The sequence below is a fragment of the Lacihabitans sp. LS3-19 genome, from assembly GCF_024343575.1.
Taxonomy (GTDB): Bacteria; Bacteroidota; Bacteroidia; order Cytophagales; family Spirosomataceae; genus Leadbetterella.
On record NZ_RJUA01000120.1, the window covers coordinates 103,139 to 117,350 of the forward strand.

At 33.4% G+C, this 14,212-nt stretch carries 14 protein-coding genes; 8 read left to right on the plus strand and 6 right to left on the minus strand.

What is annotated here, in order from left to right:
• Positions 1-47: 47 nt before the first annotated feature.
• The gene (locus EGI22_RS18055) at positions 48-497 is read right to left on the minus strand and encodes a hypothetical protein (protein ID WP_255069838.1); all 450 of its coding nucleotides are present in this window, start codon (positions 495-497) and stop codon (positions 48-50) included.
• Positions 498-634: 137 nt separating this feature from the next.
• On the opposite strand from EGI22_RS18055, the gene EGI22_RS18060 reads away from it, so the two are divergent.
• Positions 635-871 (plus strand): cytochrome b5 domain-containing protein, encoded by a 237-nt coding sequence (locus EGI22_RS18060; protein WP_255069839.1) that lies wholly within the window; start codon positions 635-637, stop codon positions 869-871.
• A gap of 2 nt (positions 872-873) precedes the next feature.
• On the plus strand, positions 874-1,065 hold the full coding sequence (locus tag EGI22_RS18065; protein ID WP_255069840.1) for a hypothetical protein: 192 nt from the start codon (positions 874-876) through the stop codon (positions 1,063-1,065).
• On the opposite strand, the gene EGI22_RS18070 is transcribed toward EGI22_RS18065, so the two are convergent.
• The 4 genes from EGI22_RS18070 to dacB all read right to left on the minus strand — a co-directional run bounded on the left by EGI22_RS18070 (position 1,039) and on the right by dacB (position 5,521).
• Positions 1,039-1,854: a hypothetical protein gene (locus EGI22_RS18070; protein ID WP_255069841.1), complete on the minus strand. Its 816-nt coding sequence runs from the start codon at positions 1,852-1,854 to the stop codon at positions 1,039-1,041. The two genes, EGI22_RS18065 and EGI22_RS18070, sit on opposite strands and share 27 nt — an antisense overlap.
• Positions 1,855-1,883: 29 nt before the next feature.
• Positions 1,884-2,684 carry an alpha/beta fold hydrolase gene (locus EGI22_RS18075; protein WP_255069842.1) on the minus strand — a complete coding sequence of 267 codons (801 nt, stop codon included), beginning with the start codon at positions 2,682-2,684 and terminating at the stop codon, positions 1,884-1,886.
• An 8-nt stretch (positions 2,685-2,692) separates the two neighbouring features.
• Positions 2,693-3,970 (minus strand): pyridoxal phosphate-dependent aminotransferase family protein, encoded by a 1,278-nt coding sequence (locus tag EGI22_RS18080; protein ID WP_255069843.1) that lies wholly within the window; start codon positions 3,968-3,970, stop codon positions 2,693-2,695.
• 150 nt (positions 3,971-4,120) lie between these two features.
• Positions 4,121-5,521: a D-alanyl-D-alanine carboxypeptidase/D-alanyl-D-alanine-endopeptidase gene (gene dacB / locus EGI22_RS18085; protein ID WP_255069844.1), complete on the minus strand. Its 1,401-nt coding sequence runs from the start codon at positions 5,519-5,521 to the stop codon at positions 4,121-4,123.
• 232 nt (positions 5,522-5,753) lie between these two features.
• Between dacB and EGI22_RS18090 the strand changes: the two genes are divergently transcribed.
• Genes EGI22_RS18090 through EGI22_RS18115 form a run of 6 tightly spaced genes read left to right on the plus strand, consistent with a single transcriptional unit; the run spans position 5,754 to position 11,638 of the window.
• The gene (locus EGI22_RS18090; RefSeq protein WP_255069845.1) at positions 5,754-7,172 is read left to right on the plus strand and encodes an MBL fold metallo-hydrolase RNA specificity domain-containing protein; all 1,419 of its coding nucleotides are present in this window, start codon (positions 5,754-5,756) and stop codon (positions 7,170-7,172) included.
• Positions 7,173-7,182: 10 nt separating this feature from the next.
• A complete protein-coding gene (locus EGI22_RS18095; RefSeq protein WP_255069846.1) occupies positions 7,183-8,136 on the plus strand; it encodes an acetyl-CoA carboxylase carboxyltransferase subunit alpha in 954 nt (317 codons plus the stop codon).
• Positions 8,137-8,138: 2 nt separating this feature from the next.
• On the plus strand, positions 8,139-8,771 hold the full coding sequence (locus EGI22_RS18100) for an HAD family phosphatase (protein ID WP_255069847.1): 633 nt from the start codon (positions 8,139-8,141) through the stop codon (positions 8,769-8,771).
• A gap of 1 nt (position 8,772) precedes the next feature.
• Positions 8,773-9,903: a site-2 protease family protein gene (locus EGI22_RS18105; RefSeq protein WP_255069848.1), complete on the plus strand. Its 1,131-nt coding sequence runs from the start codon at positions 8,773-8,775 to the stop codon at positions 9,901-9,903.
• Between the two features lie 2 nt (positions 9,904-9,905).
• On the plus strand, positions 9,906-10,469 hold the full coding sequence (locus EGI22_RS18110) for a 1-acyl-sn-glycerol-3-phosphate acyltransferase (protein ID WP_255069849.1): 564 nt from the start codon (positions 9,906-9,908) through the stop codon (positions 10,467-10,469).
• Positions 10,469-11,638 (plus strand): PLP-dependent aspartate aminotransferase family protein, encoded by a 1,170-nt coding sequence (locus EGI22_RS18115; RefSeq protein WP_255069850.1) that lies wholly within the window; start codon positions 10,469-10,471, stop codon positions 11,636-11,638. Before EGI22_RS18110 ends, EGI22_RS18115 begins: the two co-directional genes overlap by 1 nt.
• Before the next feature lie 70 nt (positions 11,639-11,708).
• Here EGI22_RS18115 and EGI22_RS18120 read toward each other — a convergent pair whose 3' ends face one another.
• Positions 11,709-14,141 carry a TonB-dependent receptor gene (locus EGI22_RS18120; protein WP_255069852.1) on the minus strand — a complete coding sequence of 811 codons (2,433 nt, stop codon included), beginning with the start codon at positions 14,139-14,141 and terminating at the stop codon, positions 11,709-11,711.
• Between the last annotated feature and the right edge of the window lie 71 nt (positions 14,142-14,212).

Sequence of the window (14,212 nt, forward strand, 5' to 3'; positions counted from 1 at the left end):
AAAAGGTGTCTCTAAAAGAAACACCTTGATATTATAAAAAATAAATCTTAATTACTCGAAACCAGCGTGTAAATGTTGGTAGTATTTCCTGTTTTTGGATAAGTTTGGTTGGCAGTAAGGATTAAATCTGTACCAGTATCGGAAAGACTAGTAATCGCAAAGCTTAAACCCCCACCTGTTCCAGTTGGTTGCGGAGTCAATTCTGAAATTGTCAATGTAGTGGCAGTTACAGAATATGTTCCAGTATATGTTCCACCATCTACGTCTCTAATTGTTACTGTTGGAGGCTTAGAAAGGTCCATCTTATAACTTCCATATCCAGGTTTTGTATTTGAAGTTCCTGCTTTACTAAAAACTTCAGTGCCATTTTCTTTTACAGAACTGGCTGTATAAATCTTCGCTATTCTTTCTGAAACTGGGGCTACTTTTGTACCGCAAGAGCTAAAAATTAATAATCCCACGCTGAATAAAGTAGATAAAAGTATCTTTGTGCTCATTTTAAATATGTTTTTATATAAAACGTAAATATATTCTGATTCGTTGTATATGGCAAAAAAAATGCCACATATTTTTTTTAGATAAATATGTCTCTCATTTAGAAATATTGGTACTTTTGAAATTAATTTTTCAAAAATTGCAGCAAAAGGAAATTTCAAAAAGACAGTTATCTCTTAGAAATGGGCAAGAAAAACCAGAAATTTGGGTAGCATTCAGAGGAAATGTTTATGATGTTAGTTCATCAAAACTTTGGAAAAAAGGAAAACATTATGAGCACTGGGCAGGACAAGATTTAACTAAAGAATTGAATGATGCACCTCATACTGAAGTAGTTTTTGAAAAATTTAAGATTATTGGAACATTAAAAGACTAAATATGAAGCTTTTAGACGCACTTATATTATTTGGAAGTATTGGTTTCTTGGTCATTTGGGTTGACCAATTTATTTATAAAGGAGTAGCTTTTTCAGACACCTATTTTCTTTTAATGTTGGCTATAAGTGGTTTACTTTATTTTTTATACAGAAGAGGACTTCAAAAATTAAAAGATAATCAAGGGAAGAAATAGTAAGCCATCAATAATCCAGCGATAGTTGGTTCTAAACTTTTTTTCAAAAATAACCAATAAGGAAGTAACAAGCGATATAGCTGCCAATACAAAACTTAATTTGTTTGGATAATATAATTCACTTCCAAAAAAATAAATCGCTATAAAAAGGTTAATACTAACTGTGTAATTTATGATTTTCCTAACTGTATTAGAGGACATTTTTTTACAAATATTTTGACTTTTAGGGTTTTCTGCATATTCGAAATATGAAAAAGAAAGAGAGTTTTGAATCACTACTAAAAACAGCATAAAGCCTAATAACCAAGAGCTGAGATTCAAGCTTGAACTCAAAGTAAAGGGTACTCCGACCACTGCTGCTGTATAAATTGCTGGCATAAACCACTCTTTGGACAAGGGCCATCTTCTCGAAACCACCAAAAAATAAAATACTACAAAACCTGAAACTATTAATCCAAAATAAATTATTTGCCTAGGCTGAAAAAATAAAATAATTAAAGAAACAAGAACAAGTGAGACAAAAACAATTTGGAGTGTATACTGATTATTCTTATGAAAAATATGTCTTTCTGTTTCAGGAACTTCATCTTTAATATTGTCTAAAAGTCTATCTAAAATATAAATCGCCCAACAAGCCATGGCCAATTGAGCGATTGATTTATAATCGGTAAATTCAGAACCTTCAGGTAGTTTGAAAAATGCAATTGAACAGACAACTGTTGCAAAAACTACATTTAAACTTGATAGATTAAAATACTTAAAAAGAATCTTGATTTTTTCCAAAAACATAGAGAAACGGATAATTCAGCTCAAAAATATCAATCATTTTCGATAAAATCAGAAATGGCTTTGTTATATTTTTGAGGTTCCTCCAGTGTTCCTGTGTGCCCAGCTCCTTCAATTATTTCTAATCTTGCATTTTTAATATTATCTCTTAAAAATTCAGATTTCTCAACAGGGCAGGGAACGTCCTGACTACCAACCAATACCAGTGTTTTGCATTTAATATTTGGCAAATAATCTTCACTTGATTTACGGTTAATAACTCCTTCTGTAGCTTTTACTATGGTACTTCGGTTGTTTTCTTTCAGTTTTTTTAAGAAGAAAGCATAATCTTCTTTTCTATCCTTATTGCTTATAAAATTCTTACCAAACATAATACTCATAATAGAATTTTCAACTGGCCAATAGCCCACAGTTTTCACCAGATTGTTCAGCATTTTGTACTTCGATATACTTTCTGGTGTTTCAGCATCTGTAGTAGATTCCATCAGAATTAACTTTTTAACTAAGTCAGGTCGTTTTGAAGCTAATGCAATCCCAACATAACCGCCCATAGACAATCCTGCAAAAATCACAGGTTTATCACAGAGTTTTTCTATAATATCAACTGCATCATCGAAAAGGGTATCCATGTCGTATTTGTTATCTTTAGCGACAGATTTACCTTGGCCCCTAAAATCAAAGGCAATAACTCGGTATTTGGATTTTAAATGGGAAATTTGATTATGAAACATCCAGTGGCTCCACAATAAACCATGGCAAAAAACTATGGTATCTTTGCCTTTACCTTCCTCGACATAATTTATCGTAGCGTTCTTAAGTTCAATTATTGGCATATCTAATATTAATTTGAATAAATTTCACTTTTTAGAGGAATTTCGAAATTGTAGGCACCCTCGTCTAATTTTGCCCTTATTTTTTTAAATGCCTCAATGGTGTAATCCACTTCTTCGTGGGTATGCATAGAAGTAGGAATAAGTCGAAGCATCACAACACCCTTATTTACAACAGGATAAATTACAACCGAACAAAAAATATTAAGATTTTCTCGTAAATCAATTATCATATTGCCAACTTCATTTTGAGTAAAATCTTTGTTAAAGTACACCGGCGTAACATGGCTATTGGTGGTTTCTAGATTAAAACCTTCAGCTTTCAAACCGTTTTGAAGCCGAGACGCAATATCCCAAAGTTTTAATCTAAATTCAGGATTGGATTTTATTAACTCTAAGCGTTTCATCCCACCAATCACATATCCCATTGGTAATGCTTTAGCGTAAATTTGAGACCTAACATTATACCGAAGAAATTTTATAATATTTGCATCAGCACCCACAAAAGCTCCCATAGCAGACATTGCTTTTGTAAAAGTGGCAAAATAAATGTCTACCTCGTTCTGACATCCAAAATGTTCTGGCGTCCCTTTTCCATTTTCACCTAAAACCCCAAAACCATGAGCATCGTCTACCAAAAGTTTAAAATCATATTTTTGCTTTAATTCAACTATTTCATCAATTTTCCCGATTTGGCCTGTCATCCCAAAAACACCTTCAGTTATTACCAATATACCGCCTCCATTTTGACTTGAAAGTTTAGTTGCCCTCCTAAGGTTCAGATCTAAACTTGCCATATCGTTGTGATTAAACCGATAATAGGCACCTCCTTTGGCCTTATGAAGGCGTATCCCGTCTATCAAACAAGCATGACAATCTCCATCATATACAATTACATCTCGATGATCTACTAATGCTTCAATAACTGACATTATTCCCTGGTAACCAAAATTCATCAAAAATGCATCTTCGTTTCCCGAAAAATCTGCCAATTGTGCCTCAAAATTTTCATGATTATGAGAGTTTGCACTCATCATTCGTGAGCCCATTGGATAACTTAAACCATATTTTTCAATCGCTTCAGTGTCGGCTTTCCTCACTTCTGGATGGTTGGACAATCCCAAATAATTATTCAATGACCAATTTAGGACTTTCCTGCCATTGAAAGTCATATGTGGCCCAATCTCTCCTTCGAGAATAGGATAGCTAAAGTAATGGTGACCAAAGTGAGAAATGGCACCTAAAGGACCCATGTCCTTTGAAATTTTGTCGAAGATGGATACTCCCATTGTTTTCTTTTTTATGGTGAAAATATGAGAGAGCATAGTTAAAAGGACACAATAGATTATAGAAATCATCACCAAATCAAATTATTGGTTTAGATATTCTACCGTTAAAATTTTATATTTGGGAACATCAATATTTGATGGCAAATAAAATTATAATTGATTTAAATCAATCATTTTGAATATTAAATTTTGCAGTAATTCTCTGGAAAATAATTTAGCGGTATCATTTATGCCATTTACAAAAACACAAAAGGCATATTTCTTATCGTCTTGTCCTTTAAAGTATCCAGCATAGTTTCTTGTACCAGATATAGAGCCACTCTTTGCCGCTACTTTTCCCCTGGTTAAACCTTTAGGATCTAGCGATCTTACAGTTCCGGACTTTCCTACAACAGCTATGGTTTCTGAGAAAGATTCAAAATACTTACTTTTTACCATTATTGACAAAAAGTCCGTCATTGTTTGGGTTGAAATCGTATTCATTGTGGAGAGGCCGCTACCGTCGTATAAATTAAAATTGTCTAAATTTAAACCTTTCGCTTTCCAATATCTTTTCATAAAATCCCCAAAACTTTCCTTTGGCTCTTTAAGTTTTGTGAATATATAATTTGCCATTCCATCAGCAAAAAAATTAACACTCTGATAATTACAGTGCTGAGATATTTCCTCTAAACTAGGAGAAAAAATTATACCAATTGTGTCATTCCCTAAAGGTTCAGAAATTACATTTTCTAGTACATTTATACTGTTTCCAGAAAGCTCATTTTTCAAAATATCAAGAAACACACTTTTAGGCTCTGGAATGGACCCTTTTACTCCGAAATTATTAGATTTTAGTGGAACTGTTCCCTCTAAACTAATTTCATCTGAAGGGGCCATGTTAATAATATTTACCTGATCCCCGCTTCCAGACTCTCCTGTTCTGACATTATTCCTAATTTTCCAATTAGATGATAAAGGCACTATTTTATTTATTTCTGAGGCGTCACCTATTTGATCTCCTCCTTTAAAATAAACAGTGTAAAAGTTTTCTCCAAAATTAAACTGCCTCGGAAACGCCCCATAATAATTACCTATATCTGAAACAAGCCATTCGTTTGGTACAATTCTTTCATCTTTTCCTATAATAGTAATTTTACCATTTATTGTACGAATGCCTTTATCTTTCAAGAAGGTCACAATCTGCTCAGTAGGATTTAGGTTGAATCTTTGCGAGCCAAAACTTGGATCTCCTTCAGGAATAATCAATAAATCACCATTTAATATTCCATTTTGGATATTTCCATTCGTTACTATAAGCGTTTTAAATTCAAAATTGGGCCCTAAAATATCTATTGAAGTACCTGTTGTTAACAGCTTAAGAGTAGAAGCAGGCGGAAGTGCCATTTTGGATTGATAAGCATAAACTTCATTTTTACTTTCAATATCTCTAATACTCATAGAAACATTAATGTTTTGAGCAGAAGGCTTCTCCAGAAAATTAGTAATCAATTCATTCAATTGACTATTAATAGAAGTAATTTGTAAAAAAATAAAACAGAATAATTTCATCTTTAATATTATAAATATCGGTGTATAGTTCGAATTTTGAAAATTATTATAAAATATTGGTAATTAGGTTTTAATATTCAAAATTAATTAACAATATCAAATATAACCTTTAAAAAATACTCTTTCAGTAAGTCGAAATGTAAAATTCCGTCACAATTTCTAAAATAAAAGCCTTTCAATATACTATATTTGCAGTCCTTTTACATATATTTTCCATAATAAAAAGATTCTTATGAGGCTAACATTTTTTGGTGCTGCCAGAAAAGTTACGGGTAGTATGTTTCTCTTAGAGTTAGAGGATGACTATCGTATTCTCATAGATTGTGGCACAACTCTAGATGGTTCAAGAAACCTAAATGAAAAATTAGAATACGGAAATTTCCCTTTTGATGCCTCTTTAGTAAACACTGTATTTCTAACTCACGCTCACATAGATCACTCTGGTCAAATTCCTAATTTATATTCTTCGGGTTTTGAAGGGCAAGTCCTTTGTACTTCTCCTACCATGGATTTAACAGAATTGTTGCTACATGATGCAGCAGTTTTAAATTCTCGAATTGTAAAGAACATTGAAAAAAGTCACAAAAAATCTAAAAAGTGGAAAAGTATAGAAACACAAGGTTTATATCTAAGAAAGCAGGTAGACGAAGCCTTAAATAGTTTCCTTCCATTAGCATTTGGGCATAGGTTTAGATTTAAAGATGATGGATATGTGACATTTTACCCAGCTGGACATCTTTTGGGTGCTGCTCATATTGTGGTTGAAGTATTGGAAAATGGTCAGATGAAAAAAATCGGCTTTTCAGGAGATATAGGTAGAAAAAACTTCCCCTTATTAGTAGATCCCAAGCCAATGCCTCAGGTAGATTATTTAGTGATGGAATCGACGTATGGTAATCGAGAACATACCGACAAAATCTCTCCTGAAGAAATGCTCAGAGACGTCATTCAAGAATCTTGTATAGATATTACTGGAAGGTTAATAGTGCCTTCCTTTAGTGTTGGACGGACCCAATGCTTACTCTATACCTTAAATCGACTTTATCAAAACTATGACATTAAGCCTATTAAGGTATTCACAGATAGTCCTTTAGCTAAGGTAAGTACGAAGGTTTATGAAAAACACAGGAAACATTTAAATAAAGAAGCCACGGATTTTTTTGAAGAAACGGATTCGCTTTTTGATTTTGAAAATTTACATTATTTAGAATCTGACATAGAAAGTAAGGCGGCATCTTTGCATACCGAATCTTGTATTATTATTTCCTCATCAGGAATGATAAAAGGTGGGAGAGTAGAGCATCATGTAGAAAAAAACATCGAGAATCCTTATGCCACTATTTTGATGGTTGGTTATGCTACAGAGGATTCAGTAGGCGGTAGATTACTATCCGGAGACTTAAAAGATTTGCAAATAAGAAACAAAAAACTGGCTGTAAATGCCAAAATAAAAAAAATAGATGTCTTTAGTGGACATGGAGATTTAAACGATTTGATTAGCTTTGCAGAAAACCAAGATAAAAATATATTGAAAAATATATTTTTAGTTCATGGAGATGTCGAAGCTATGTTTAATTTTAAGGAAATTTTAAACAATCGAGGATTCTCAAATATTGAATTACCAGAACAAAACCAGTCATTTGAATTATAATTAGACTTCTATGAGAACTTTGCTAGAATTCGAAAAGCCTATAGCCGAACTTGAAGCCAAACTTGAAGATATGAAAAAATTGGCCCTAGATAACAATGTGGACGTTTCTGATGCTGTTAGGAATCTCAGCTCCGCTATTGATACACTAAGAGTTGAAACCTTTCAAAACTTGACACGTTGGCAAAGAGTACAACTTTCAAGACATCCAGATAGACCTTATACGTTGGATTATATCGAAAGGATTTGTTCTGAATTTCACGAATTACACGGTGATAGAACGGTTCGAGATGATCCGGCTGTGGTTGGCGGCTTGGCCCAAATAGAAGGTGTAAGTGTAATGGTAATCGGACAACAAAAAGGAAGAAAAACCAAGGAAAGACAACACAGAAACTTCGGAATGCCAAATCCTGAAGGCTATAGAAAAGCCTTAAGATTAATGAAAATGGCGGAAAAGTTTAACATTCCAATTGTTACTTTGATAGATACTCCAGGAGCATTTCCAGGTTTAGAAGCGGAAGAACGTGGTCAAGGAGAGGCCATCGCTAGAAACTTGAAAGAGATGATGATTTTAAAAGTACCTGTAATATGTATAATTATTGGTGAAGGTGCGTCTGGTGGAGCACTTGGAATGGCGATAGGAGATAGAGTTTTGATGTTAGAAAACTCTTGGTATTCAGTTATTTCACCAGAAAACTGCTCAACCATCCTTTGGAGAACTTGGGAGTTTAAAGAACAGGCAGCAGAAGCTCTTAAACTAACCGCAATAGATATGCGTGACAATGGACTAGTAGATGGAATAATAGCAGAACCGCAAGGAGGTGCTCATCTCAAATGGGATGAAATGTCAGAAATTTTGAAAAAAAGAATTATTTCCGAAATAGCCAATCTAGAAAAAATGAGTCCACAAGAAAGAATTTCGTCTAGGATAGATAAATTTTGTTCGATGGGCGTAGTTGTTGAATAATTATGGTTCTAAAAGATACTATTAAAGCTGTAATTTTTGATTTTGGTAACGTAATCATCAATATTGATTTAGAAAAAACTTATGAAGCATTTGCGGAGTTGACTTTTAAATCTCCCAATAAAATCAAGGCTTTATTTGCAGAGAGTGATGTTTTTCGAAAATATGAATCTGGATTTTATTCCGATGAAGAATTTCGAGATGTAATTAGACAGGTTTTGAGTTATCCATTAAATGATCAAGAGATAGATAAGGCTTGGAACGCTTTGTTGCTTAATGTACCTAAAAATAGGATTGAATTTTTAGAGCAATTAAAATACAAGTATCCAATATATTTATTGTCAAATACTAACAATATACATATTGAAAAGTGTATGCAATATTTTAGACAATCTCATGGAATAAACAACTTTCAAAACCTGTTTTCCGAAACATTTTTATCCTACAAAATGGGACTTTGGAAACCTGATTATAGAATATATGATAAAGTCTTGAGTGAAATAAATCTGAAACCAGAAGAAGTACTTTTTATTGACGATAATCAGGAGAATATCATTGCTGCTCAAGACTTAAGAATAAACTGTATTAAAATAAATCCACCTGAATGTTTCACTGAAATCTTAAATCATATCTTTTAATATGTTAAAGTCCCCTTATATTCATATACTGTTATTTATAGCTACGTTAATAACAACAACTTTAGCTGGTGCAGAATGGATATTTGGAAAGTCCTTCTTTTTTCAATGGGAGGAAATGGGCTGGACAGAGTTTAAACGTGGGTTTTGGTACTCTATTCCATTCCTAGGATTCTTAACTACCCATGAATTTGGCCATTATTTTATGGCAAAGATTAGAAAAATCGAAGTTTCCCTGCCATATTATATTCCAGGTTGGTTTGTGGTTTTAACATCCATCGGCACATTTGGAGCATTTATAAAAATCAAAGAGCAAGTAAATTCAAAAAATGACTATTTTGATATTGGCATTGCTGGACCTCTTGCAGGATTTGTAGTAGCAGCTACAGTTTTAGCTTGCGGATTTTATTACTTACCAAGCGATGAATATATTTATGGAATTCATCCAGAATACAAGAATTTCCAAGGGAATTACAGAGCCTTCCTCGACAATTATGCAACAAATGGTGAGATTATTACATTAGGAAAAAGTTTGTTATATAATTTTTTTGAGAGTGCCTTTGCCGATCCAAAATTAATTCCACACCCTTATGAACTTACACATTACCCATTGATTTTGGCGGGATTTTTAGGTTTATTATTTACAGCATTAAACTTACTTCCAATTGGCCAATTAGATGGTGGACACATATTGTTCGCATTAATAGGCAAAAGGGCTTTTGATGTCATTTCTCCTACATTTTTGGTATTGTTAGTTTCTTATTCAGGGCTAGGAATGTTTAAATTGTCAGATTTTGGAATGGCTTATTCTGAAACGCAAGCCACATTATTGCTACAATTCGCATTTTTTGTGTATTTCAATTATCTTTGTTTCTCAAGAATTTTTAAGAATAAAGTCAACAATTGGATTATAACACTTGCTGTTATTTTTATTCAATTAACACTTTCAAAAATCACTCCTTCACTAACTGGGTATTCAGGATTCATAGCATTTGGATTTTTAATTGGCAGAATACTAGGTGTTTATCATCCCGCTACATTTGACACAAAACCTTTAGGAATGACTAGAATAGTTTTGGGATGGTTAGCTATTGTGATTTTCATTTTATGTTTTTCACCTAATCCTATAAATTAAAGATGAACATATTATTAAAGTTTTTTTTTAAAGTATTTGGCTGGAAAGTAGTGGGAAAAGTTGATCCAACTATCAAAAAAGCCATTTTGGCAGTAGCTCCGCATAATAGTTGGAAAGATTTCTTGATTGGTATAAGTGCTCGTGCGGCTATGGGAATTCAAATTAGATACTTAGGAAAGGCCGAATTATTCAAACCGCCTTTTGGCTTTATTTTCAAGTTCTTAGGTGGCACACCTGTTTACAGATCCGAAAAACTAAATATGGTAGAAAGTCAGGTAGCTGTAATAAACTCTCACGAAAGAATATTGGTAGGAATAGCCCCAGAAGGAACGAGGAAGGATGTAGAAAAACTTAAATCGGGCTTTTATTATATAGCCAATGGTGCTCATATTCCCATCTTAAGAGTAGGATTTGATTTAAAAGAGAAAGTAGTAACAATTGCCGAACCTTTTTACCCTTCAGGGGATTTTAAAAAAGATATGAAAGAATATTTTGTGCCCTATTTTGAAAAAATAAATGGCTCAAATAAATCATGGATAAAAAATTATAAAAACGATATTTTTTAATGAAAAAACAGACCAAACTCATTCGGATTCAGACTGAAAAGACGCAATTTAGAGAGCATTCTACGCCTCTATATATGACAAGCAGCTTTTGTTTTGAAGACGCACAAATGGGTAAAGACTTATTTGACAATACTTTAGAAGGGAATATTTATTCAAGATTTTCAAATCCGACAGTACAAGAGTTTGTTGATAAAGTATGTATGTTAGAGGAAGTTGAGGAAGGCATAGCTACTGCTACAGGTATGGCGGCTGTTTTTGCCGGCTTTGCAGCTCATTTAGTTGCTGGTGACCATATCGTTTCTTCAAAAGCTTTGTTTGGTTCTGCTCACCAAGTTATTACGCAAATATTGCCAAATTGGGGAATAACGCATACTTACATAGATGCCTCGGCTCCTAAAGAAGATTGGGAAAAAGCTATTCAGCCCAATACAAAAATGATTTACTTAGAAACACCTTCTAATCCTGGATTGGAATTGGTGGATATGGAAATGATTGGAGAAATAGCCAAAAAGCATAACTTGATATATTTTGTAGATAATTGTTTCGCTACACCAATGCTACAAACACCTGCTCAATATGGAGCAAATTTGATAGTGCATTCTGCCACCAAATTTTTTGATGGCCAAGGCAGGGTTTTGGGTGGAATTATCGTCGGTACCAAAGAAATGATAGAAAAAGTAAGATTTTTCTGTCGTCAAACCGGTCCATCTTTAGCACCATTTAATGCTTGGGTGCTTACAAAAGGTTTAGAAACTTTGGGCTTAAGACTTGATAGACATTGTAGCAATGCCGAAAAGTTGGCCATAGCTTTGGAATCTATAAAAGGAGTAAAAAAAGTTAACTATCCGTTTTTGCCATCTCATCCTCAGTACGAATTGGCAAAAAAACAAATGAGTGCGGGCGGAGCTTTGGTAACTTTTGAATTAGAAGGTGGCTTTGAAAGAGTGGTGAAATTTACAAAATTAATAAAAATCGCTTCTTTGACTTCTAATCTAGGCGATAGCAGAACTACCATTACAAATCCAAATACAACCACCCATGCGAAAGTGCCTGTTGAAGATAAAATTAAACTGGGAATATTTGAGGGAAGTATGAGGGTTTCTGTTGGTTTAGAAGATATCGATGACCTAATTGAAGATTTTACACAAGCAATTTTAGGTTCGAATTAAAACATTAAATTTTAATTATAAAAAAGGCTAATGAGTTGATCATTAGCCTTTTTTGTTGTTTATCGATAACTTAAAATTCCCAAATGAAGCCTATCGTTGGAGTTACCAAGGCTGATGGGTCATTAACTATTACTGAAACTCCATTTGATGCATCTGATTTTAAAGGCAAGCCATCTGTAGTTTGGAAACCTGTATTGTTTTCGTTTCTTTTTAAGGTGAATTCTGGAACAGCTGGAGATTTTGCCAAATACCAGTTGGTTACATCTATATACAAATCCAGAGCAGTTTTCTTGAAATTAATCTTTTTGTCTATTCTTATATCACTGCTATTAAAAGCTCCCAATCGTAAGGTATTTAGCCTTGAATAATCATAAAAAGTAACACCTTGAGTGACATAATTAAGCTTTGAAGTTGTCTCGTCGATAGGAGAGTAGGGAGCACCTCCTTGGTATCTGAATTTGAGCCCTAACTCCCAGTTTTTCTTAAATTTATATCCCATCGCAAAACTCATCAAATGTCTGTTGTCCCAAGAACTAGATATCATTTTACCATCTGTTCCACTGAATAAACTTCTATAAAAAGTATAAGAATATACGCCGAAAAATCTTTTTGTTAATTTTTTCTGTGCAAAAAACTCAATTCCATAAGTTTTTCCTTTGCCAGTAAACAATACTTCTTCATTTCCCAAAACATTAAAATCAGTTCCTAGATTTGCCAAAGAAATGCCATTAGCTTTAGAAATTGGCATATTTTGGTAATATTTATAAAATCCTTCAAGGGTAAATCTTTGGCTTTCGTTAGGCAAAAACTCAACGCCACCCACCAAATGATTGCTGATTTGGTACTCGGCATTTTGATTTACCAAGCTACCCTTTGAATTGGCAAAGCCTAAAATTGTATACGGTGGCAGTTTTGAATATCTACCAGCTGAAGCATTTATAGACCACTGATTATTAATGTAATAACTCATAGAAACCCTAGGAGACAATGTCTTTATCGGATTTCTACCCGAAGTGGTAAAAGTATTCATATCTGTCCTTAATCCACCACTGAATCCAAATTTGCTCATCCTTTTTCCAACTTGCACAAAGGCTCCATATTTAACGAATGGATTCAATGGACTTTCGAAATTTATGCTAACCTTTGGTTGCACAAGATTTCCATTTGCATCAATTACTTCTTTTCTGATTACATTAAAAGTTTGATTGGTATATTTTACCAACTGCGAAGAAAGACCATAAGAAATCTTCCAATTGTTGATGTTTTGATTAATATCAAATCTCAATTTATTTTCTGCTTCTCGAGAGTTTAAATCTAAAGTTTTCGGAGAATTTTCAGGAGCTTCGTTGTCTTCATATTTAACTATATTATTATTAAACATATTTCTTGATAAGGCCAAATTCCAATAGCCATTGTTTATCAAACGTTTTAATGAAACTCCGACAGTATAATTCCATTGATTTATGGAAGGAGAAGAATTGATAATTTGGGCTTTTTCAGCAGAATAATCCTCAGGAATAGCAAAACTAAACTCATCTATAGCACCTAAGCCTACAAAAATCAAAGAAGTTTTTTTGTCAATCTGGTGTGTTATTTTGGTTTGAAAATCCCAATAATTAGGGCGAATCGGCAAATCTATAGCTTTAAACAATAGTTGAAGATATGATCTTCTAGCTGAAGCTAAAAATGTTGTTTTATCATTTATTGGGCCTTCCAATGTTGTTGCTAATTCAGTAGCACTTAGCCTTACATTGCCTTGCAGTTGGTTTGGATTACCTGTTTTTTGCTTGAATTGAAAAACAGAACTCAAAGCATTGTCATATTTAGCGTCAAAAGCCGAAGAACTCAATTTTACATCTTCTATAAAACTAACGTTCAGCATTCCTTGAGGTCCGCCACTGCTTCCTTGGGTTTGGAAGTGATTAATTACAGGAACCTCAATTCCATCAAGGTAAAATACATTTTCGTTTGAAGCACCGCCTCTGATAATGATATCGTTCCTAAAACTACCACCACCAACTCCACCTCCAACACCAGGAAGAATTTGTATTACTTTACTAATATCAAAATTGCCACCTGGATTGGCTTTTATTTCCTCTGCTGTTAATTTTTGAATACTCAATGGAGATTCTAAGGTTCCAGTGAATGCCGTTTCCTTTTTTGCGGTAACCTCAAGTTCCGTTAGGTTGTTTGATGATTGTTCCAGTTCAATTTGAAAAGTGCTCTCATTGCCAGAATTTATGACGATATTATATAAGATTAGGTCTTTGTAACCAACGTAGCTAAACTTTATATTATGTGTGCCAACTGGAATGTCGGTGATTCTGAATTTCCCAAGATCATCAGATGTAGCACCTTTGGAAGTACCCAATATTTGTAAATTTACGAATGGTAAAACCTCTTGTGTGTTTTTGTCGACAATTTTACCATTTATACTGCCTGATTTTTGAGCAAAAACCAAAGAACAAATTAAGATAAATGTGAATGTGTAAAGAAACTTCATTTAAAAAATATATGATTTATACCTTAACCAAATTTTGATTTAAAATGTTTAAAATTTGGGCAAAAAAAAAG

Bases quoted from the DNA above. Each gene is read 5' to 3' on its own strand.
- EGI22_RS18055 (WP_255069838.1), bottom strand. From the start codon at position 497: ATGAGCACAAAGATACTTTTATCTACTTTATTCAGCGTGGGATTATTA.
- EGI22_RS18065 (WP_255069840.1), top strand. From the start codon at position 874: ATGAAGCTTTTAGACGCACTTATATTATTTGGAAGTATTGGTTTCTTG.
- EGI22_RS18070 (WP_255069841.1), bottom strand. From the start codon at position 1,854: ATGTTTTTGGAAAAAATCAAGATTCTTTTTAAGTATTTTAATCTATCA.
- EGI22_RS18075 (WP_255069842.1), bottom strand. From the start codon at position 2,684: ATGCCAATAATTGAACTTAAGAACGCTACGATAAATTATGTCGAGGAA.
- EGI22_RS18080 (WP_255069843.1), bottom strand. From the start codon at position 3,970: ATGGGAGTATCCATCTTCGACAAAATTTCAAAGGACATGGGTCCTTTA.
- dacB (WP_255069844.1), bottom strand. From the start codon at position 5,521: ATGAAATTATTCTGTTTTATTTTTTTACAAATTACTTCTATTAATAGT.
- EGI22_RS18090 (WP_255069845.1), top strand. From the start codon at position 5,754: ATGAGGCTAACATTTTTTGGTGCTGCCAGAAAAGTTACGGGTAGTATG.
- EGI22_RS18095 (WP_255069846.1), top strand. From the start codon at position 7,183: ATGAGAACTTTGCTAGAATTCGAAAAGCCTATAGCCGAACTTGAAGCC.
- EGI22_RS18100 (WP_255069847.1), top strand. From the start codon at position 8,139: ATGGTTCTAAAAGATACTATTAAAGCTGTAATTTTTGATTTTGGTAAC.
- EGI22_RS18105 (WP_255069848.1), top strand. From the start codon at position 8,773: ATGTTAAAGTCCCCTTATATTCATATACTGTTATTTATAGCTACGTTA.
- EGI22_RS18110 (WP_255069849.1), top strand. From the start codon at position 9,906: ATGAACATATTATTAAAGTTTTTTTTTAAAGTATTTGGCTGGAAAGTA.
- EGI22_RS18115 (WP_255069850.1), top strand. From the start codon at position 10,469: ATGAAAAAACAGACCAAACTCATTCGGATTCAGACTGAAAAGACGCAA.
- EGI22_RS18120 (WP_255069852.1), bottom strand. From the start codon at position 14,141: ATGAAGTTTCTTTACACATTCACATTTATCTTAATTTGTTCTTTGGTT.